This window comes from Anaerolactibacter massiliensis, assembly GCF_900290205.1.
In the GTDB taxonomy this organism is placed as follows: domain Bacteria; phylum Bacillota_I; class Bacilli_A; order Erysipelotrichales; family Erysipelotrichaceae; genus Bulleidia; species Bulleidia intestinalis.
On the sequence record NZ_OLMH01000003.1, the window covers coordinates 84,997 to 104,646 of the forward strand.

Annotated in this window: 20 protein-coding genes and 1 pseudogene; 17 read left to right on the plus strand and 4 right to left on the minus strand. The window is 46.4% G+C overall.

Features of this window, described 5'->3' with window-relative positions; all coding sequences use genetic code 11:
• The first annotated feature begins 36 nt into the window (after positions 1-36).
• The 8 genes and pseudogenes from C7E00_RS14485 to C7E00_RS14520 all read left to right on the plus strand — a co-directional run bounded on the left by C7E00_RS14485 (position 37) and on the right by C7E00_RS14520 (position 8,528).
• Positions 37-1,476: a 6-phospho-beta-glucosidase gene (locus tag C7E00_RS14485; RefSeq protein WP_105305045.1), complete on the plus strand. Its 1,440-nt coding sequence runs from the start codon at positions 37-39 to the stop codon at positions 1,474-1,476.
• A 70-nt stretch (positions 1,477-1,546) separates the two neighbouring features.
• A pseudogene (locus C7E00_RS16810) lies at positions 1,547-1,597 on the plus strand (hypothetical protein); the annotation flags it as partial.
• Between the two features lie 7 nt (positions 1,598-1,604).
• Positions 1,605-1,766: a hypothetical protein gene (locus C7E00_RS16295; protein WP_167836630.1), complete on the plus strand. Its 162-nt coding sequence runs from the start codon at positions 1,605-1,607 to the stop codon at positions 1,764-1,766.
• Between the two features lie 546 nt (positions 1,767-2,312).
• Entirely contained in the window at positions 2,313-2,609 is a 297-nt protein-coding gene (locus C7E00_RS14495) for a hypothetical protein (protein WP_105305047.1), read from the plus strand.
• A gap of 346 nt (positions 2,610-2,955) precedes the next feature.
• A complete protein-coding gene (locus tag C7E00_RS14500; RefSeq protein ID WP_105305048.1) occupies positions 2,956-3,642 on the plus strand; it encodes a single-stranded DNA-binding protein in 687 nt (228 codons plus the stop codon).
• 183 nt (positions 3,643-3,825) lie between these two features.
• Positions 3,826-4,116, plus strand: a complete 291-nt coding sequence (locus C7E00_RS14510) for a hypothetical protein (RefSeq protein WP_105305050.1) — start codon at positions 3,826-3,828, stop codon at positions 4,114-4,116.
• Positions 4,113-6,026 (plus strand): AAA family ATPase, encoded by a 1,914-nt coding sequence (locus C7E00_RS14515; protein ID WP_105305051.1) that lies wholly within the window; start codon positions 4,113-4,115, stop codon positions 6,024-6,026. The genes C7E00_RS14510 and C7E00_RS14515 overlap by 4 nt, the downstream gene beginning before the upstream one ends.
• 60 nt (positions 6,027-6,086) lie before the next feature.
• On the plus strand, positions 6,087-8,528 hold the full coding sequence (locus C7E00_RS14520) for a cobaltochelatase CobT-related protein (protein WP_105305052.1): 2,442 nt from the start codon (positions 6,087-6,089) through the stop codon (positions 8,526-8,528).
• A 291-nt stretch (positions 8,529-8,819) separates the two neighbouring features.
• Here C7E00_RS14520 and iscB read toward each other — a convergent pair whose 3' ends face one another.
• A complete protein-coding gene (gene iscB, locus C7E00_RS14525; RefSeq protein WP_105305053.1) occupies positions 8,820-10,181 on the minus strand; it encodes an RNA-guided endonuclease IscB in 1,362 nt (453 codons plus the stop codon).
• Between the two features lie 402 nt (positions 10,182-10,583).
• A complete protein-coding gene (locus C7E00_RS14530; RefSeq protein ID WP_105305054.1) occupies positions 10,584-11,153 on the minus strand; it encodes a recombinase family protein in 570 nt (189 codons plus the stop codon).
• A gap of 507 nt (positions 11,154-11,660) precedes the next feature.
• Here C7E00_RS14530 and C7E00_RS14535 point away from each other — a divergent pair.
• Entirely contained in the window at positions 11,661-12,107 is a 447-nt protein-coding gene (locus tag C7E00_RS14535) for a hypothetical protein (RefSeq protein ID WP_135358251.1), read from the plus strand.
• Between the two features lie 114 nt (positions 12,108-12,221).
• Positions 12,222-12,452, plus strand: a complete 231-nt coding sequence (locus C7E00_RS16815; RefSeq protein ID WP_105305056.1) for a GHKL domain-containing protein — start codon at positions 12,222-12,224, stop codon at positions 12,450-12,452.
• Between the two features lie 282 nt (positions 12,453-12,734).
• On the opposite strand, the gene C7E00_RS14545 is transcribed toward C7E00_RS16815, so the two are convergent.
• Positions 12,735-13,100, minus strand: a complete 366-nt coding sequence (locus C7E00_RS14545; RefSeq protein ID WP_135358252.1) for a hypothetical protein — start codon at positions 13,098-13,100, stop codon at positions 12,735-12,737.
• A gap of 681 nt (positions 13,101-13,781) precedes the next feature.
• The gene (locus C7E00_RS14550; RefSeq protein ID WP_105304617.1) at positions 13,782-14,786 is read right to left on the minus strand and encodes an IS1595 family transposase; all 1,005 of its coding nucleotides are present in this window, start codon (positions 14,784-14,786) and stop codon (positions 13,782-13,784) included.
• Between the two features lie 205 nt (positions 14,787-14,991).
• Here C7E00_RS14550 and C7E00_RS14555 point away from each other — a divergent pair, with 205 nt between their 5' ends.
• From C7E00_RS14555 to C7E00_RS14585, 7 genes are all read left to right on the plus strand, one after another.
• On the plus strand, positions 14,992-15,507 hold the full coding sequence (locus tag C7E00_RS14555; protein ID WP_167836631.1) for a thioredoxin family protein: 516 nt from the start codon (positions 14,992-14,994) through the stop codon (positions 15,505-15,507).
• A gap of 16 nt (positions 15,508-15,523) precedes the next feature.
• On the plus strand, positions 15,524-15,883 hold the full coding sequence (locus C7E00_RS14560; protein ID WP_105305059.1) for a hypothetical protein: 360 nt from the start codon (positions 15,524-15,526) through the stop codon (positions 15,881-15,883).
• A gap of 134 nt (positions 15,884-16,017) precedes the next feature.
• Positions 16,018-16,317, plus strand: a complete 300-nt coding sequence (locus C7E00_RS14565) for a hypothetical protein (RefSeq protein ID WP_105305060.1) — start codon at positions 16,018-16,020, stop codon at positions 16,315-16,317.
• A gap of 837 nt (positions 16,318-17,154) precedes the next feature.
• Positions 17,155-17,685, plus strand: coding sequence for a hypothetical protein (locus tag C7E00_RS14570; RefSeq protein ID WP_135358253.1), 531 nt, complete (start codon positions 17,155-17,157; stop codon positions 17,683-17,685).
• Positions 17,686-17,898 (plus strand): hypothetical protein, encoded by a 213-nt coding sequence (locus tag C7E00_RS14575; protein WP_105305062.1) that lies wholly within the window; start codon positions 17,686-17,688, stop codon positions 17,896-17,898.
• Between the two features lie 161 nt (positions 17,899-18,059).
• Positions 18,060-18,641, plus strand: coding sequence for a LytR/AlgR family response regulator transcription factor (locus C7E00_RS14580; protein ID WP_167836632.1), 582 nt, complete (start codon positions 18,060-18,062; stop codon positions 18,639-18,641).
• On the plus strand, positions 18,638-19,588 hold the full coding sequence (locus C7E00_RS14585; RefSeq protein ID WP_105305064.1) for a hypothetical protein: 951 nt from the start codon (positions 18,638-18,640) through the stop codon (positions 19,586-19,588). The genes C7E00_RS14580 and C7E00_RS14585 overlap by 4 nt, the downstream gene beginning before the upstream one ends.
• Positions 19,589-19,650: the final 62 nt, after the last annotated feature.

The window sequence follows — 19,650 nt, forward strand, 5'->3', positions numbered from 1 at the left end:
TGTCCTTCTTTCAGTCAGATGGAAAGTGAGGAGATAATGGCAGGATTCAGAAAAGATTTTCTTTGGGGCGGAGCAATTGCAGCCAACCAGTGCGAAGGTGCATGGAATCTCGATGGGAAAGGTGATTCAGTTGCAGACCATGTGACTACAGGAACAAACAGCATTCCAAGAAGAATTACAGAACAGATTGAAGAGGGATCAATCTACCCAAGTCATGATGCAATTGATTTTTACCATCATTACAAAGAAGATATTTCATTATTTGCGGAAATGGGATTTAAGGTATTCAGATTTTCAATTGCATGGACAAGGATATTTCCGACTGGACTTGAAGAAACACCGAATGAAAAAGGTTTGCAGTTTTATGACAATGTAATTGAGGAATGCAGAAAGCATGGAATTGAGCCGCTTATTACCATTTCACATTATGAGATGCCTTATGAGCTGATCAGAAAATATAATGGGTGGTACAGTCGCGAACTCATAGGTCTTTTTGTGAAATACTGCGAAGTGATTTTTGAACGTTTTCAGAATAAAGTGAAGTACTGGCTGACGTTTAATGAAATTAACAGCGGAACACAGCGTTTTGGTGCTGCATTGTCATTGGGGACTGTTAAAGGATATAACGGAAATTTTTCTACAGTATCTGATGAACCTCAGATCCGCTTCCAGGCACTTCATCACCAATTTGTTGCAAGTGCAACAGCTGTAAAGATTGCACACGAAAAGTATCCGCAGTTCAGAATTGGGAATATGATCTGTTTTCTGACCAGATATCCATTAACATGCAATCCTGATGACCTTCTGAAATGCCAGGAGGAGATGCGTATCTTAAACTGGTTCTGCGGTGATGTTATGGTCAGAGGCTGTTATCCTTCCTATGTTCGCAGGTATTTTGAAAAGAATGGCATCAATATTTCAATGTCTCCGGACGATGAAGAGATTTTGAAGGATGGGACGGTAGATTTTTATACGCTCAGCTATTACATGTCTAATTGCGTCACAACAGAAAAGAATGCTGAAACAATCGGTGGGAATGTGATTTCAGGAGTAAAGAATCCTTACTTAAAAGCAAGCGAATGGGGTTGGCAGATTGATCCGAAAGGATTGCGCTGGTCATTGAATGAGATCTATGACCGTTATCAGATACCTGTGATGGTTGTGGAAAACGGACTCGGTGCGCGTGATGTTCTCGCAAAGGATGGTAAGATTCATGACAGCTATCGGATTGATTATCTGCGTGAACATATCAGAGAAATGAAGAAAGCTGTGGATGATGGTGTAGATCTGATAGGCTATACGCCATGGGGATGCATAGACCTGATCAGCGCATCTACAGGGGAAATGGCTAAGCGATATGGCTTTATCTATGTAGATAAAAAAGATGATGGCAAAGGAGATTATTCACGAAAGAAAAAGGAGAGTTTCGAATGGTATAAGAATGTAATTGCTTCAAATGGTGAAGAACTAGAATGAATTCGGAAGAACGATATTTCAAGATGATCTTTCCAGCGGACCATATTATGCTGTAAAACTTACGCCGGCAATGCAGGGAACATTTGGAGGAATAAAGATCAATACAAATACAGAGGCATTAAAAGAAGATGGAACTGTTCTTAAAGGTCTTTATTCAGCAGGTGAATGTGCGGGGGGGGGACGGGATGTACGGAGCTAACCCAGTCCCGACAGATCTCGTATTTGGCAAACTTGCCGGGGAAAATGCAGCAAGCTATGCTTTAGACCTGAATGATAGTTCAAATCAATAATCAAGAATTTGTTCCCTTTACAATGTGACTATATTGAAGAAGTGTTTGGAAAAATCTAAGGATAGTGTATAGAAAATCCGAACTTTAACATAATTGAATAAGATTACCAAACAACAACAGTTTCGATAATCCAGTTACATTAGCAAGAGGAAATTCAAAGCATTGTATATAGGGCATGAGTTTGAAAGACTAATGCTTTATTTAAGGCTAAGATCCGTTGAAATGTGGCTCTCCAGGCAAAAAATACAGTGCTGGTCATATATTCCAGTGCGCTTGGGAAAAATTCTTTGTCAATTCTGTACTTCTGAAGAAGTAGAATTATTAGTGACAGACAGTGCGGCTGATGCCAAGATGATTGACTCACCGCAGAAAAGCGGATTCTCAGTTGCAATTGTCAAAAAAGCGCCTCAATAAAGAATCTTGGCTGGCCAGAGATAGAATTTCACTGAAGAAGTTAAGAATTGATAAGCAGCACCCATAAGCATAAATATAGTTGCAAAGAAATATGCAATACAACTATACTATTATGCATGTGAGGTGAATCAAGTGCCGATTAAATACATTATCAGCGATTCTGGGGTGATTCATAAGACCAGCGGGCAGAAAACAGAAAAGGGTGGAAATGCTGAAGATCCCGACAGAATCATTTCCTTTGAATTCAGCCCAGCAGCCGGGCAGGAAGCATTAACCTGCGAAGCAGGGGAAGATGCCACTGCATCTGATCTGGTCCTTTCTTCCATTGCAATCCTGCTTGGAGTTTATCAGGCGCTTCGCCGCTCTTCCGGGGGAAGAGGATGCGGAGATCATGAGACAGCATATCACGTCCCTGGTGAACAATCCTGACTTCTGGAGCTATCACCAGCATCAGGATGATGCAATTGATTTTACCGATCTGAAGATATTCAGATCATGATGCAATCATACAAATAAATAATATTTCGTGTTATCATTCTAATTGATAAAGATACTCTTTAAAGGCTCTGCTTTCTGCAGATGCGTTCCGATGAAGCTCCGCGTTTCCTGAATGGAATGCGCGTGATCTGATCGCCCGGTTCGGGCTGAACTTCATGGAAGCTCTGTCACGCAGGATTCTGCTGAAGAAGGGTATCTTTTTTGTGTTTTCCGGAATGTCAGAAGTATCGGAAACTTTCCGGGTTACGCATCGATGCCTTAAGGAGGGGCAGCAGTTATGGGTGCAGCAAACAACGTTCAGCTGATTGGAAGAATCACGAGAGATGTAGAAGTCAGAAAGCCGACGCATGAAGGGGGACAGGCGGCGGCAAGCTTTACCCTTGCGGTGGATCGGGATGTACCGAAGCACCGGTCGGAAGGGCAGCAGAATTCTGCTCCGACCGCGGACTTCATCAGCTGTGCGGCATTCGGCGCAAGAGCTGAGGCGCTTGCAAACTACACGGCAAAAGGATCGCTTCTCGCAGTCCATGGTCACATCCAGACAAGGACCTACAAGTCTTCGGAAGGAAGAACCATTTATGTGACTGAAGTGGTGTGCGACAGCATCCGGTTCCTGGAAACAAAGAGACCGCGCACGGACCAGCAGGCATCAGGCAGTGAGGCCGGTCCCAATTCACAGCGTCCTGTCAGTGCAGAAGCAGCGAATGTACCTGACCGCGGCCGATCCTATGAAGGAAAGCGAAGCGGAGGCTATCAGCCTTACCCCGGCTCTGCTTCTTCTGCAGGAAGCTCCGGAGCGCGTGATCAGAGCTCTGCGGAAAGCGGCGGCTGGAGAGGCTTCAGCTCGAATCCGGAACAGGAAGCACCGTCTTCACATCCGGGAGATTCCGGCCGCAGCACAGGAGCCAAAGATCCTTATCCGGCGTATCCGTCGGGCTTTGAGAATGATGATTGTCCTTTCTGAAAAGGTGCAGGGATCCTGCGCTCAGAAGAATCATTCAGAACCTGAAGAGGGAACAGAAACACACGCTGTTCCCTTTCTTTATAGCTTTGAAAACCAGAAAATCCGCTGCACATGCATGGACGGCGGATCACTGGCATTATGCAGAAATCGATTTGAGAACGATATGAAACTGGAGAAGAACTTATGAAGAGAACACATGAATCTATGACAGAAGCCTGGTGGCGCAATACAGGGCTGAACCGGTTTGCGGATGCGGTGACGGATCTTTTTGATACCGCGACGGTACAGACCTATGCCGGGCGTCTTCAGATCCCGCTTGGCAATCTGGAGATCGGTGTACCGGAAGGGACTGATCTTGAAGTGCTCAGTCAGTGCATCAGCCAGGATGGCGTTCCGGCAGTCGTCTGGCACTATTCCTCAGAGAAGGGGGATGCAGATGTGATTGTCCGTATCCGTCAGAGAGGATCCAGATGATTGAACTGTACAACCGCCTGGTCCTCACTCAGAGCCAGAATGAACCGATCAGCGTCTTTTCTCTCGATGAAGTCCGGGAAGTCAGAGACTATAATCCGGATCTCATCAGGAGATCGATTGCCGGAAGTGAGAGCACAGCGCTCGGGACGCACCTTTCCGCGATTCATCCGGTTTGGGGCGTCATGAAAGGCGAGTCCTGTGCCTTTGCGTTCCTCCATGATCCTGAACTCAAGGGTCTTGGCGGCTGGGCAGTGACTTCAGACGGCAGCGTCCTGGTGGATTACTGGGACGGACCGGCCTCTGCGTACCAGCCGGATCGGAAGGACTACCGGGAATTTCCGCATATTCTGATGAAATTTGCCAGTGACGGGAGCGTATCGGCAGTCTGCGTGGACCGCTTCAAGGCAGGCGAACGGTATATTCTCGGCGATCGCTTGGACAAGAAGCGCAGATCTACCGCGGCGCTTCTGTACGGCCTCACGATTGCTTCCGTGTACCGCACTGATCCTTCCTGGAGCAATGAGCAGCAGTCGGCGCAGTTCAAGCTGGCTGACGCGTTCAGTTCAGCGCTTCTGCATGAAGCTCCGGACTACGCAAGCCTGGCGATGCTGAATGCAGACGTCCGGAGGCTTCTGAAGAAGAACGATCCGGATAATGCACGCTACATCGACCGGGTGAACGTGTTTTCGATGAATCGGATCAACCTTGATGAGATTCCGCTTCTCGATCTTTCAGAGAAGTATGAATTTGCGGAGGACACCATCCATGGCGACATGAGCAGGTTCATGGACGAGCGTCTTCAGGAGATCGAGGTGCCGGGAAAGAAGAAGGCGTCTGCCGCTTCGCTTGCCGGGAAATATGACCCGGATCCGGAACGCATCTATACCAGAGAGGAGGAATCGCTGATTCCGGTGATCCCGGAGGACTACGTGATCCCGGACAAGCTGGAATATGCGGCAAATCTCTACAAGGCTTCCTATCATTCCAGGCATCCGTTCCGCAATTTCATTCTGCGGGGCGAGCCGGGAACAGGAAAGACGATCTGGTGCAGGATCTTTGCTGCAGCGATTCATAAGCCTCTGGTCACGTTTGAGTGCTCCACGGACACGGAGAAGCTGGATCTGACGCTGAACATCATTCCCGATGTGAGCGGAAAGAAGCATTTCTCGATGGACTTTCATGACTTTGCGGAAAACATGCCGTCCCCGGAAGAGATCCTGCTTGATCCGGAAGGATCCTATGAACGGATCAGCGGGGAACCGAAGAAGGACGCTTCCGGCAGAGATTGCCAGGAGGCGATTCTAAAGGCATTTGCAGAGGCGGATGAAGGAGCCTCGGGCGGCTTTGAAAAAGTGTATTCCACACTGGTTCAGGCATTTCGAAACGGCTGGGTCTGTGAGATCCAGGAACCAACGGTGCTGACCAGGCCGGGTGTGCTTGCAGCACTGAATTCGATGTTTGACAGCTGCAGCAGCGTGCATCTTGTCGATGGGGAATACATTCAGAGAAACAAGGATGCAGTAATCATCATGACGACGAACGTGGACTGCGAAGGATGCACCGGGCTGAATCAGTCCGTGCTGTCGCGGTTCACGCCGATCGATCTGGAACGGATCAGCGAGGACGAGCTCGTAAAGCGCATTGCTAATGTGACCGGCTATCAGAACTTTCCGAAGCTGCAGCTGATGGTGAAGACCTACAGCAAGTGCAGGGAATATGCCTTCGAGAAAGCAGTCTCGGATGGAGCAATCGATGTGCGCGCGCTGGAAGACTGGGCAGCGGCCAATCTGATCAATGGAGACGTCTTCGGAAACGGAAGAAATCTGTTCATTTCCAAGACTTCCAATGATCCGGATCTGAAAGCTGAGTTCATGTCATGCCTGGAAGCGTACTTCCGACCGGGCGACTAGAAGAAAGACGGGGCAGGTGAGAAAATCCTGCTCCGTTTTTAAAGAAGGAGAAAAACAGAAATGGGATATGAAGCAGAAATCCGCAGAGCGATTGCGGAAAAGAAGACCGAACTGGAAAAAGATGAACAGTTCTTCTCCAGCGAATACTATTTCCGCTTCCTAAGGCAGTATGTGACGACAGCGCTTGGGAAGAAAGCACCGAAGGGACGCGTGGAACTGGAATGCTTTGCAGAGCGCGGAACCGATCGTACTGCGTGGACGGAAGGACACACGGTTCACGTCAACACGAGAGGACCGCTGATCCGTGATCTTTCGACGCGGATGCTGCAGCACTACAGCATCATCGGGCACATTGTTCATGAATGCCTCCACATCCTGCTGAGTGATTTTTCGGCGATGAAGGGATGCGTGAACGGAATTCTCCAGGCTTCGTGGTATGAAACACCGAAGAACCCGGATGCAGAACAGGTGCTGGAAGATCTCAGGCAGAAGCCTCTGAAGCGGAAGCTCTGTGCTTCCATCTGTAAGGAACTGATCAACATTCATGAAGACGGATTCATCGAAAATTACGGCTACGTGCTGTTTCCAGGCGTGTTTGCCGCGGGGATCCATGTGATGGATGATCAGCTGTTTGAAAAATCCGCAGCCGTGGAAGACATGCTTGCAGGCGTGAAGCGGGGTGATGTGCCCTTCATCAGCACAGTGATGAACTGCATGCTCCTGGATGCGATGCATTACCCGGAGAAAAGCACCGGGGAAGCACTGGAAGACAATGAAACGGAGGAACTGTACGATCATCTCCACAACCTGCTTGAAGCATGTCGCCCGTATACGGAAGCATTGCGCTGGGAGCAGAACGGAGGAGAACGCATGAGGCTGATCCTGGAACTGCTGTGCGTGCTGTATCCCGTGATCCCGGAGGTTGAGGAGCCGATGGGGCATAGCGCTGGCAGCGCAGGAACTGAAAGCCAGGGAGAACGTACTGGGGAAAACGCGGAAGAGGGGGAACACGGAAACAGAAGTAAAGGGTCTTCCGGGAACTCCTCTGGAATGAAATCCGGAGAATCATCCGGCCCAGCGTCTAAAGGACAATCCGGAACACCATCCGAAGGATCATCCAGAGAGCAGGAGGGAGCTTCCTCCGGGAATCCTGGCCGCATGCGTGCAGGATCACCTGCGGACGGCCAGGCATCATTAGCATCCTCGACAACTGGTGAAGCAGGTCTCTGTCCAGGAAACTGCGCCCGGGAATCTGCAGGAACTGCTGCCGGATCAGGTCAGCCATCCTCAGAAGCTGCGCTTGCGGAACTGTTAAGCAGCATCTCTTCCGCGATGAATCAGGCGATGTCCGCAGAACCGAAAGGAGATGGGTCCCCGGACAGCAGCACTCTGCAGCAGGCAGGAATTCTGAATTCTGAAAGCTCTGAAGCATCGGGACCATCCGGAACTCCTGGGCGATCCGCAGCCGCCCAGACAGCCGAAGCAGCAGAAGCTGCGCGCGAAGATGCTGCACGGAATGCATCAGAACAGGAAGCCGCGGTTCGGGAACTGAATGCTGCGATGAACCAGATGATCAAGGCGGATGCGGAAAGCGCAGCTGAGAACATGCATGCGGAACATCTGAGGCGGGAGGCTGAGGCCATCCGCATGAAAGCACTGCATGAGCACGGACTGGAGAATGCGGGCTGGTGCTATGAAGTAAGCCGGAAACCGGAGCCCAGCGAGCAGGACATCCAGAACTATCTGGATGATCACGAGGAAGTGCGGCAGTGGTCGGAGCCTTCGATCCGCATGCTGAGGCGCATCCTGAAGGAACGCGAGGAATCAGGACCGGCGAAAGGATACATGACGGGACGGTTCAGCGCACCGTCGTATGCCAGGAATGCATGCCTGGGTGGCGGAAACTGCTTCACGCGGAACAGGCTGCCGATCGGAAAGCCGAAGTGCGCATTTGCGCTCTGCATCGATGAGTCGGGATCCATGGACTTTGGCGGAAAGCTTACAGCTGCGCGGAAGACCGCGGTCCTGCTGAATGAAATCCTGAGTGACATGCAGGTGGCACACATGATCTACGGACATCGCGACAGCCGCGGAACCTGCCAGCTGGACGTGTATCACGATTTTGAGGAGCCAGACAAGAAGGACCGCTATCGGCTCGGCGGAGTCAGCAGCGATGCGAGAAACCGCGACGGTGCGGCAATTGCATATGGCTGCGAGAAACTCCTGAAGCGGCCGGAAACACAGAAGATCCTGATTGTAATTTCAGACGGGCTGCCGACGGAAACAAGCTTTCATCCGGAGCTGGAATATGAAGCGGATGCTGCAGCAGTGGCCAAGGAGTATAGCAGGCGGAAGGTCACAATCTTCGGTGCAGTGATAGACGGAAACGTGGAGCGGATTCGAAACATCTATGGGAAACACACGATGGACCTCACGGATCTCAGCAGACTTCCGCAGGAACTTGGAAATCTTGTTTCAAGAGTTGTAAGGGACAGCAGATGAAAATTAAATCAATAATAGATTAGTAACAGGAATGGTCAGCCAATTTGAAGGCTGGCCTTTTTTACTGTGACGAATAATATCGATGGATAAACTTGCAAAAAGATTCAAAGATTCGGAATTGCACACAACCAATTGGACGCTCGCATTTATGACAAAGGATATGGATGACCCAAGTAAGATTGGCACCCCACTTTGATTGTGTTTTACACTTTAGAAAGCAGTGGAGTCTTCCGCCAGGAAGACCCTTGTCCCTATTTCATGTTATAGGCGCGGATACCCCGTCCATAGCTGTTAAGCTTGGGCGGGGAGGAAGCACCATCCTCCTTCCATTTTAATGCAGGTCAAATCTGCCATCTTGACTGATTTTCCGGTATTTAGAATTACGCGGGTTCCATTGCAATGAGCACCATTGACAGTGAAACGCTGAGACCGAAACAGAATCGCATCCCCAGGCTGATATGAATAACGCTTCTTCCGAACTGATGTGCGTCCGGAAGAGCACTTATTTCCTCGATAGATGCGCTGATTCTTGTCCGAGCGTCTGCTTTCCCTGCGATTTGTCCGTCCACATGAGAGCACAGCGCCGGACTTCTTGGCGCCATCCCGGATATCGATGTATTTTGCATCGTAGAACTTCGCAAGAATCCGGTTGTTGCGGCGCTTCTTCTGATAGATAAGCTCTGCTGTCCGATGCCTTGGATGCAAAGATCCAATGCAGTAAGCATCGTTCGCATGCGTCTTTGCAAGATGCAGCGACTTTCTGGTTACAGAGGTCTTGGCACCATACTGGTTATGGATATCAATCTCTTGGTGCTTCAGCACCAGTTCCCGATATATCGCCCAGCGCACGGTGCTCATATAGGTTGCTGCGGCCAGATTGGTGCTCTGCGGCTCCAGACCCCAGAGTGCACCGCCCGGCTTGTGGTTCTTTGCTGTATGGCAATGCTCACAGACCGTAAGTAAATTGCTGATCCGATTGGATCGATATTCCTTCCAGAATCCGATGTGATGCGTATGCAGAATCACGCCATCTTTGACAGATTTACCACACACCTGACAGGTGTAGTGATCCCTGCTGAACACTGCTTCCCGTTCGGTCTGAAACAGATATTTCGATCCCTGCTGATAGTCCTTCCCTTCCGGGAGCGGCTTACCGTCTGCAATTGCCTGCAGAAGCTGGGTGTCGAACTTTCCCATCTCGAATGTCGCTGAGGTGATCGGCATAACTTTGCAGAACGATTCGAACAGGTTGATCTGGTTCTCCTTGCGATGCCGCAGGGAAGGCGCCATCTCCTGGTTCTTTCTGGACCGGTTGTCAAACCGAGGTTTCCGGTACCGCTTGCGATTCCGTCTTGTACGACGATACTTGCGGCGATCGTTATGCCGCTCTGTCTCATTGCTCAGCATGTCGTACTGTGCATGGACAAATTCGTGCTTTTCAGACTTGATGGATACGCCGACATGCTGATAGCCTGTATCACATGCATACTCAATCGGCTGTGTTTTCCCCTCCTCCCGGTCGGTTAACCGGATCGTGAAAATCGGACGATAGCATTCAATCGCAGCACGTCCGCTCTTCAAGAGCTTTCGTGCTCTGTAGTTTGAAGTCGGCATCAGCTTCTGACCGGTGCTCGATAGTACTGCAACAGACATTCTCTGATGCCTCCTTTCTGCGGCTTAGCCGCTTTCTTTGTGCCCCGTTAAGGGCAGCTTACGCTTTCTGCAGTCGTATAGACCTGCAGCATCTCGCACTTACGATCACGAAGATCGCAGTAACGGTGGTCCACTTCGCCAATGTTGTCCGCTGGTCGAATGCATCTGCTGTACGCCTCCTACCTCTCAGAGGTTTTTAGCAGCAGATCCCAAGAGGTCTGGACTTGTGGAGCATCCAGACGTAGCACAGCAGCAACGTAGTGCCCGAAGCACTTAGGCTAATCAACCAAGCTCGAAAAGCTGTAGTAGCCTTTCCAAGCCCCGTCTATAGTCCGCTAGGACTTAGGCGGGGTAGTTGACTGAATGCTGTTATTTAGATCAGCAGGTATTTGGCCGCATTTCTCATACATTCCTTTCTTCTGTGTCTATCTTTCCTTTAAGCCTGTACCATGTGCTTCGAGACATCCCGAGATCTTCCCAAGAAGCGCCGCTTCTAATTGCTTCAATTTCCTTCTTACCATACTTTGAATTTCTTCCTTCATGGTAACCAGGCTTCTGACGCGCGATTGCTTTTCCTGCCTGTGTTCTTTCAACTATCATATCTCGTTCGAATTCAGCAAACGCCAAGACGACATGCATGATCAGCTTTCCCATCGGCGTATTATCTATCAATCCCATATTGAGAACATGCACGCTGATCCCACGATCCAGTAAATCCTTAATCTGTTTTCCTCCGTCATCTGCATTTCTTGCAAAGCGATCCAGCTTAGTGACAACAAGAGTATCTCCAGTCTGAAGCTTGCCCAAAAGCGAATTAAACACCGGGCGTTCCATTTTTGTCCCGGTATATGATTCTAGGAAGATATTGCTTTCTGAACATCCAGCATTCTTCAGCAGTTCAAGCTGATCTTCAAGTGAATTTCCTTTCGCTGCCTGACCAGCAGTGGAAACGCGAGCATAACCATATAACATTGTGAATATCCTCCGATCGGTAACAACATGCTTTAAGAAGTTGGAATTATGTGATGATTTCTATTTTCTCTGCCAGAAACCACGAAAATAGCAATGTTTGAGGCTCTACAGTGCTGCAAAAGGCGGAAAACAGCCTATTATTAAGCCTTTTTCAGCATTTTAATTATATATCATTGTCTCATATCTTAAAAGTTGCGAGACATTTTTTCTAGTTTTATTTTGGTATTAATTAGTTATACTATAATTATTCATTTAAAATATCGAAATAATTGTACAAATAAGCTATCTTCATGAATATATATATTTGAAAAACTGGTATTATTAATACTAGAAATATGGAGGCATTTGATCATGACAGAGGCAGAAAATAAGGACCTTGTAGATAAGACAAGCGGTAAAAAGCAGAAAATGCTGTCCATGGCTATGAAGGTAGATGAAGCGACGGCATCGGAATTCCGGAAGATAGCTCGGGAGTCGGGAATGGAACAGGGGACACTGCTTAATGCGATGATTGAAAACTTCCGGCTGAATGAGAATAAAACGCTCTATAAAGAACATGCAGAAGATATCCAGACGGTACAGGATCTGATGTCTACCATTCTCTATAAATATGTTGCCCTCCTGGCAGAAAACAAAGTTTCTGAGGAGAAAGCAAAGGCCAAGCAAGCTCAGGAAATTGCTGCGCTGAAACAGCAGATTGAAGAGCTATCAGCATCTTCAAAATTATTTGAGAGTGAACATGCGCTTCGCATGGAGCTTGAGAGCAGAGTGGCAGAACAGAGAAACAAATTAGATTCTCTTCAAAATCAGATTCAGCAAATGGCTGCACAGCATACCAACGAAATGGATGCCCTGAGGAATAAATATAATGCTGAGCTGGTTGAGCAATCCAGGAAATACGCTGAAGAATACCAGCGCTTCCTGAACGCGAATACTGTGCGTCAGCAAGGATGAAGAATGCTGACTGAGTGTAAGATTATTAGCTTTGGAGAGAGCGTTAATAGATTGGCTCAATGAACCATAGTATCAGAATGATACTTTGGCTGATACTGTGAGGGAAGGAAGAAGATCTCCATTGTCATACAGCCTATCAATGAATACTACCGTTTTGAGATACGGAACTCCGTTACAGAGCGGGAAGATACTGAGAATCCGGATCTGGTATCCCGTAAACATTCACCCGGACATGGATATGGTGTGAAGAGTGTAAAGCATATCATAGAAGAAAACGGAGGCACGATCCGATTCAAAATTGCAAATTCTGTCTTCATCTGTACATTTCTTGTGCACGCAGCATAACGGCGTAACAGTTCCAGCAACTTTTCCGCTATAATTTCCGCTGTTTTCTGGAAAAAGGCTTTACTAAGCCATAATTTGAACATCACAAGTTCCGCCAGGGGCACCAACGGGGAATACGGGGAATTGTAAAAACGGCTCATATATCAGCAGAATTTCAATTAAGCTGATTGTGAAGCCGTTTTTTATGTGTTACGAAGTGGAACCAACTGTAGCGGAATGGAACGAAATGGCATGAACTGGAACGAGATTTCCGCTGGATTTTCCGCTGTGTTTCCGCTGAGATCAGGATGCAGAGACTACAGCAGCAAATTTCCGCTGCATGTTTTCCACTGTATTGAAAGTTCCTGTGCGCAAGCACAGTTCCAGGGGATTGGGGATCTCCCAATAAGCCGTTTGTGGGAACACAAACACCGCTTGCGAAATGATATCATATTGACTGGGTAAAATCTCATGAGACTGCCCTACGATGAATCGCAGGACGTTGTCAATATCGGGATTATTGGTTAACATTAACTTGTTCTTACGGAACAGGATGGAGTTTGACTTTGCCGAGTGTGGACTCCATCTTTTTATTATGAATTGGCCGTATTTTCCTTCCGGGACCAGCATAACAGAAAGAAAGGGAGCCTTACCAGACGTTACTGACAAAACTCCCACCTTAAAACACTTTGGAACGAAATTTGATGACTGTATTTCAACACCTCATGTAAATCTATTGCCTGCGGGTATCCTCATCTAATTCCAGATATCCCAGAATTTCAATAGAGCTGATTGTGAAGCCGCTTTTTATGCGGCACAAAGTGGAATGAACTGGAATGAGATTTACGCTGTTTTTCAGCTATATTGAAGCACCTGCGCATATAGCTGCCCAGTGGAGGCGTAATCTATAGACGGAAACTAAACTAGGCATGCCAAAAACAAAACCACAGTTAGGTGTATCCAACGATAAAGGATGAATACTCGCAACAGTTGTACACATTGATATTTCAATAGCTTAAGGACGAAAATCGGCTTTAATTTTACCGATTAGCCATCCAAATGACCGATTAGCCCAAATGGATTGAAGAAGCCAGCATTGATTGCTATTACAGAAGTGCAGCTGCCAACCAAGTTTGTGACTAGTCAAAAGAAGGAAAATATGAAAGGAAAGCTAAAGACTATCAGATTGATTTCAGTGATCGTTTTATCATTACTATTCAGTGGTGTGGGTGTGCATGCACAGGATATACCAGAAGATAGTGGATGCTTATGAAAATAATGAGAAGAAATATCACATTAACTGTATTGTTTGCATTTTTCTTGGCTTAATTTGCAGGTTGGTGATCTAGCCTAATAGGCAAATAGGTCAGTAGCCTTCATATCGCAGATCCTGAAGAAGTCTGAAACGCCGTTGAGCACTGTTTTGACCTTCAGCAGTACCTCATCGGCATGCATTCCTGCATACTTTCTTACCATTACCAGCAGTGCAGCATATCTGTTGATGTACTTCGTTGCCACTCCTCTGTACCCACGGTTCCATTCATCAATCTTGGAATGGAAGGAGTTAACATTGTTCAGGTGGTCGATGGAAGTATAGGACTTGTGATCACCGAGAACTCGGAATTCGCAGTTCTTCCAAGCAAGGACTTTCTGATAGGCAGTCTTGCCATCAATCCAGACAAAGCTATGCTCTGCGAAGTTCGGACCAATCTTAGCAATGTCCTCTGCTTTCGGAGTAGCCATGTTGGTAGCTCTCAGTACTGCGTCTCCTTCTCTCTGGACTGCAGTGACGAGGCATACCTGTTCATCGGAAAGGCCACGCTTTGAGGCTTTCTCTCCTCTGTGGCGCGGCTTAACATCTTCTCGTTTCTCGCCCTTATGGCTGTTCAGAATATACTTCTCGTCCATCTCTATCTCGTTTGAAACCACAGTTTCGCTGGCAATAGATTCCAGAGCGTGCAAGAACTTCATCCGCATTCTCCAAACAGTATAGGTACTGATGCCAAGATTCTGAGCGGTCGTATGAATCGGAACCTGCTGAAGAGTATCCTTGATCAGCTGATCCCATTTGGAACGATCCTGCTGGGAATAGTAGGTAAGCTGTCCATAGTCGACCACAGTTCTGTGATTGCAGGAATGACATAGAAGCATCTGCTTTCCAGAGTTGGCTCTGCCTCCTCTGGTCCAGTTCGGAGTCTCAGAACCGCACTTAGGGCATACCTTGATGCAGTAACTCTGAGAAGTCTTATTCAGGATGGCACAATTCTCCAGATCAGACAGGAGCTTATCCTTCTGATACTGGTACAGACTGGAAAACATACTGGTAATTTTCTGAAGATCTTCGATATCTGACATGGTTTTCTACCTCTTTATACAGGTAGTCTAAGCTGATATCCCATAATCACTGTACCTCATCAGGTACAGTGCTCAAGAAAATCACCAAGTCGCTAATTAAGCTTTTTTCTTAATGGGATGCAGTAATGCAAGCACCGGTATTGTGGAAATCTCAGAGCCCGTTTCTTCCATAGCTACGTCCCGGATTGATACGGCTGATCTTGTTGTGATCAATGAACATCCGGATATGAGCGGCTACCAATGGTTGAATGACGATAATCCCGCTTTTGCCACTATATCCCTGCAAGAGTCTGTTCGTGTTTTTGCTGAAGGAAAAACTGCAGTCCTTTACTATGGAAGAGAAACATGTCCATGGTGCCAAAGAGCATTACCTGTGTTGAATGAAGCAGCAAAACAGGAAGACATCATCATATGCTACATTGATGTTGGGACAGGTTTTGTGGATAACAATCAGGAAATATTACTTGATTCAGCAGAAGGAAAAAAGATTTATAACGAATTGACCAGCTATATCAGCAGTACCTTCACGGAAACCGATGAAGAAGGTAACCCTTCATTTCACATACCTCTTGTGATTGCAGTCAGGAACGGAAGCATTACAGACAGCCATACTTCTTTAACTGAAGATACAACTGTGACCACAAGTGATATGGATCTCAGCAGTCATGAAAAAGATGAATTGCTGCAAATTTATAAACAATTGATTCAAAGCGCTTTGTAACAGAGAGGATAACAATATGTTAAGAAAATTCAAAGCTGCATTGATTTCGCTGTGCCTATTGATTGGCGGTGCAGGTGCGATTCCCATGGTTTACGCTGAAGAACCAGCTACTGATGAAACAATAATCCTGAGAGCTGTTGTACGGCAAGTATATAAAAAGATATCGGTTATAGGTGGTTATGCAATTGAACAGGGTTACTATTATCTCGATTCAAACGGTAATGTCTATGATGCAGATTTAACAATCAGTTCAGCTACCAGCGGTTTAAGTGTCTGGGGACTTGAAGTGAGTCCCAGCGGTCCCTATATCTACATTGATTTTTCCTACAGCGGTCCTTCAGGAGGCGCAACAGTATTTCATTACCAGATTGTATAATTGGTGCAGGTAGCGACTTGATTTGAATAGTTAAAAATTCTATTAGGAAGCAATCAGTACAACATGCTTACATGGATAATATTAGTTGTTTTGACAGATGGTCATCCCGGATTGATTACAATGAAGGAGGATATATGAAGCTGAAAGCAAAGGTATTGCTGATTCTTACATTGTTCTGTGGTTCATTTACAACTGCTTATGCAAGATCTGCGCCATGCCCTGATTGCGGAAGAATGACAGTCAACACTGTGTCAGTTACTGAATATCATTGGGAATGGGAAAACTGCACGCATGGATATCCTGGTCATCAGGATAATGTTTATTACAAGTATGTGTACAGTGTGAACCAGTGTTCAGCATGCGGGACGGTTGTATCGAAACGTGTTGTTTCAAAAACAGAAGTGATGAGAGCACATGATCAGATAGGAAACTAAAACAAATATAAGTCTTGCTGGTAAATGGCGTGATGTATCAATTATCATAAGCAAATTTCAAATCTGTCAAAGAATGTACTTAAGAAACTCCCATTACTTAATACAGTTTGAACAGTTCACCTACGTCTTTATTTGTACCGGCTACCTCAGAAAATTGGAAAACAATTGAATGTATGCAAGAAAAAAACAGTAGCATATTCCGGACTGTTAGCGGCGGGTTACTTCAGCCACTCCGGGGCGGAAAAGTTCAGCCACACTGAGTCAAACGATTTTAACCAATGTAGCTTTGCACTGCTTATTCCAGATTCCTCATTGACGATGCGGCTCAGCCCCTAAGAATCCCGAAAGATGGAAAAGCATTGAAATAATGCTTATGTACGGCTAGACAGCCTACCTTAGGGGCTACTCATCGTCAATGAGTTTTCCCGGCATAAGGCAGTGCAACAATTTTTTGCTGAAATCGGTTGACTAAAATTGGTTGGAGTCTCCCGTCCCTCAGATGGTTAAAATCTCCCGTCGCGAACAGGACTTCATAATTGAAAAAACAAGTATGAATTCATTATGAATGATGATTCCGGGAGCATACTTTACCTCTACAGCAATGGAATGATAAAAACGGTAGCGAATGGAAAACGTGGTTTCTATTCCTGTAGCAGTTCGGGAATAATACTGGAAATATGCTCAGATGCAGTAAATGAATATTTTACGGTGATCAACAGGACTGCGGCTGATACAGCTGGTTAATGAATAGGACAGAAAGTTATACAAATAAGTAACCGATTTTGGATGCTACTTGTATTAAGATATGACAATTACATAAAAGGAACTAAGAATATTATGAAGAAAATGATAAATGTATTTCTTTCCATTGGATTACTGCTGTCGTTTAATATGATGCAGAAGGTTGATGTCCATGCTCAACAGAATGCGGACGGTTCGTGTTGTAATATTGCTCAATTTCCTCTTGTTGAAAAGGTGGAAATTAATGAAAACGGAAATGTTGTCAGATTATATGATGATGGTGCGTATGTGGAAATAATCAATGAAAACACAGTCATCGTTCGGGACTACAAACATGTACTAAGTGATGACGCTTTTGTCAATGCAACATCATCTTCATGGCAGAACATAGGTGTAGCAATATTAACATACATTTCTTATGTGTTATCGGGCTGCCAGTCAATACAGTACCTGACTGGGCATGATATTTGCAGAATCGTATTGAACTACATTACAAGCAAGGATACTGGTTCATACAGATATCTGCTGACAGGGAGATACATTCCAGGATATATACCTGGTTGTGAACCCAGGGACTCTTTACCGTGTAACTCAGGTTATTGGGAATATAAGGTGGTTCTGCAGTAAATGAAAAACAAAAAGAGATGGGGATTTTTCTTTATAAAGTGTTTGACGTTGCTGGATGTTACAGTATTGAACCTATTAAAGCAGCTCGTTGAAAAATGTCGGATGGACATTGCTGTCACAGTAGTTATCGTTGTGGTTTACATCCTGGTGATGGCAGTTGTCACTGATAAAGCGCTGCGGAATATTATGGGAAATCAGAAACGGGATATTTGATCCTGAATTGAACTTCGGCGGTATTTCTGATCTGAATGACAGCGGAGTGAAAAATAACAATGGATATGAATTGCTTATCGGTTGCCATCATAGATGATTGCAAACAAGACCAGGATAGGATCCTTGGTCTTGTTCATAGTGCTTTCCCTAAGGCTGCATGCATGGCTTATGGCTCATGCAGTGAATTCCTGAGTCTGCCTTGTTATTGTTCTCTTCTGCTTCTGGATATTGAGGTTGGTGAAGAAGATGGAATCCGGTTCAGCAGGGACCTTTCAGCATATGCTTCCTTCATTGTCTTTGTGACGTCCATGAAACAGTGTATGCCGGATGCCTTTGCGCCAAAAACGGTTGGCTTTCTTCTGAAAACGGAAAGCAATGAAGTGTTGATCGAAAAACTCAGGGAAATCAGGGAGCGTTACCTGCAGCCATCCATACATGTTCAGACAGACCAGGGTGAACTGGAATTGAATCCGGATATGGTTCAGTATATTTCAAGAGTGGGAAGGAATATTGTCCTGTATATGAACCGTCAGCAGAATTATGTGCTGTATCACGAGACAATTCAGAGCTGCATGGAGAAGTTTCCTGAATTGTGCATGATCAATCAGTCCCAGCTTGTGAACCTGAACTATATCAGAAAAATGGAAAATGATTTCCTCATGCTGTTTGATGGTACGGTGCTTTATCCCAGCAGACGTCAACGCAGGAAAGTTCAGGAAGCATATCTTCGGAGGATTGTATGACCGTTTCTTTGCTGTGGATCCGGACACTGATCTGTTCCTTGCTTTCTGTTCTGCCATTCCTTCACGTCAAGGATTTCAGAAGAAAAGAACTGTATGTCAGCATCATCGGCTCCTGCATGATCCTTTATGTCTGCGGCTTCCTGGAGGACAGAATTCCTGAATTTGAACTGCTGCCTGCATACAGCATTTATCCGGTGCTGATGTGGATCCCATTCCGCTTCCTCAGCAGTCTGCTGCTGGTGACGATCCGCAGCCATGCATACATCTACACCATCATCATTGTGTTCGGCTATCCGGCAGTCTTCCTGTATTTCCTGGATACGAGGGTCATTTCCCGGAAGCAGCGTCAGCGCGAGCAGGCTCTTGAACTGAATATGCATCTCAGCCGTAATGCGATTGATGCGCAGATGAAGCAGACGCAGGAAATCCTGAAAGACAGACACAGGCAGAGAAAGGATTGCCTGACATTGATCGGAATGCTGGAAAGCAATGAGATCAATCAGGCAAAGATGTACCTGCAGAATGAAATGATCAAAGAAGATGCTGTCCTGGTTCAGGGCAATGAATATCTTGATGCAATGATGCGTTATCTTCAGGTTGAATTCCCATATGTGGTATTTACGGTCGAAGCTGATCTGATGCCGGGAGAAGGGGTTGATTCATCGGATCTTGCCATTCTTGTCATGACAGTGATCCAGATTCTGCTGCCGGAAGGAAAATCCTCTTCCGGGATCATTACAGTACATATCAGAAAACAGGGGGAGATGGCTGTGATCAGGGTTCTTAGGGAACATCATGAGAAGACTGGAAAACCAGCATCCATTGACACGGAAGAGCTTGCAATTGTAAATCATCTGATCCGCAGATACCATGGCTTCTCGAACAATGGCTATGCAGCAGGCGACGTACGGATTGCTCTGGACAATACCGTTCTGACATCCTCATGACCGAGTAGACAGCAGCTCTTTCATAACAGCAGGATTCATGGCATGGTAAGCATGGAGGCAGC

Excerpts from the sequence above, each read along its gene's own strand:
- C7E00_RS14530 (WP_105305054.1), bottom strand. The coding sequence starts at position 11,153 with ATGTTATATGGTTATGCTCGCGTTTCCACTGCTGGTCAGGCAGCGAAA.
- C7E00_RS14535 (WP_135358251.1), top strand. The coding sequence starts at position 11,661 with ATGATTGAAAACTTCCGGCTGAATGAGAATAAAACGCTCTATAAAGAA.
- C7E00_RS16295 (WP_167836630.1), top strand. The coding sequence starts at position 1,605 with ATGGAACTGTTCTTAAAGGTCTTTATTCAGCAGGTGAATGTGCGGGGG.
- C7E00_RS14580 (WP_167836632.1), top strand. The coding sequence starts at position 18,060 with ATGGCTTATGGCTCATGCAGTGAATTCCTGAGTCTGCCTTGTTATTGT.
- C7E00_RS14510 (WP_105305050.1), top strand. The coding sequence starts at position 3,826 with ATGAAGAGAACACATGAATCTATGACAGAAGCCTGGTGGCGCAATACA.
- C7E00_RS14550 (WP_105304617.1), bottom strand. The coding sequence starts at position 14,786 with ATGTCAGATATCGAAGATCTTCAGAAAATTACCAGTATGTTTTCCAGT.
- C7E00_RS14585 (WP_105305064.1), top strand. The coding sequence starts at position 18,638 with ATGACCGTTTCTTTGCTGTGGATCCGGACACTGATCTGTTCCTTGCTT.
- C7E00_RS14570 (WP_135358253.1), top strand. The coding sequence starts at position 17,155 with ATGAAGAAAATGATAAATGTATTTCTTTCCATTGGATTACTGCTGTCG.
- C7E00_RS14500 (WP_105305048.1), top strand. The coding sequence starts at position 2,956 with ATGGGTGCAGCAAACAACGTTCAGCTGATTGGAAGAATCACGAGAGAT.
- C7E00_RS14485 (WP_105305045.1), top strand. The coding sequence starts at position 37 with ATGGCAGGATTCAGAAAAGATTTTCTTTGGGGCGGAGCAATTGCAGCC.
- C7E00_RS14575 (WP_105305062.1), top strand. The coding sequence starts at position 17,686 with ATGAAAAACAAAAAGAGATGGGGATTTTTCTTTATAAAGTGTTTGACG.
- C7E00_RS14515 (WP_105305051.1), top strand. The coding sequence starts at position 4,113 with ATGATTGAACTGTACAACCGCCTGGTCCTCACTCAGAGCCAGAATGAA.
- iscB (WP_105305053.1), bottom strand. The coding sequence starts at position 10,181 with ATGTCTGTTGCAGTACTATCGAGCACCGGTCAGAAGCTGATGCCGACT.
- C7E00_RS14560 (WP_105305059.1), top strand. The coding sequence starts at position 15,524 with ATGTTAAGAAAATTCAAAGCTGCATTGATTTCGCTGTGCCTATTGATT.
- C7E00_RS14565 (WP_105305060.1), top strand. The coding sequence starts at position 16,018 with ATGAAGCTGAAAGCAAAGGTATTGCTGATTCTTACATTGTTCTGTGGT.
- C7E00_RS14520 (WP_105305052.1), top strand. The coding sequence starts at position 6,087 with ATGGGATATGAAGCAGAAATCCGCAGAGCGATTGCGGAAAAGAAGACC.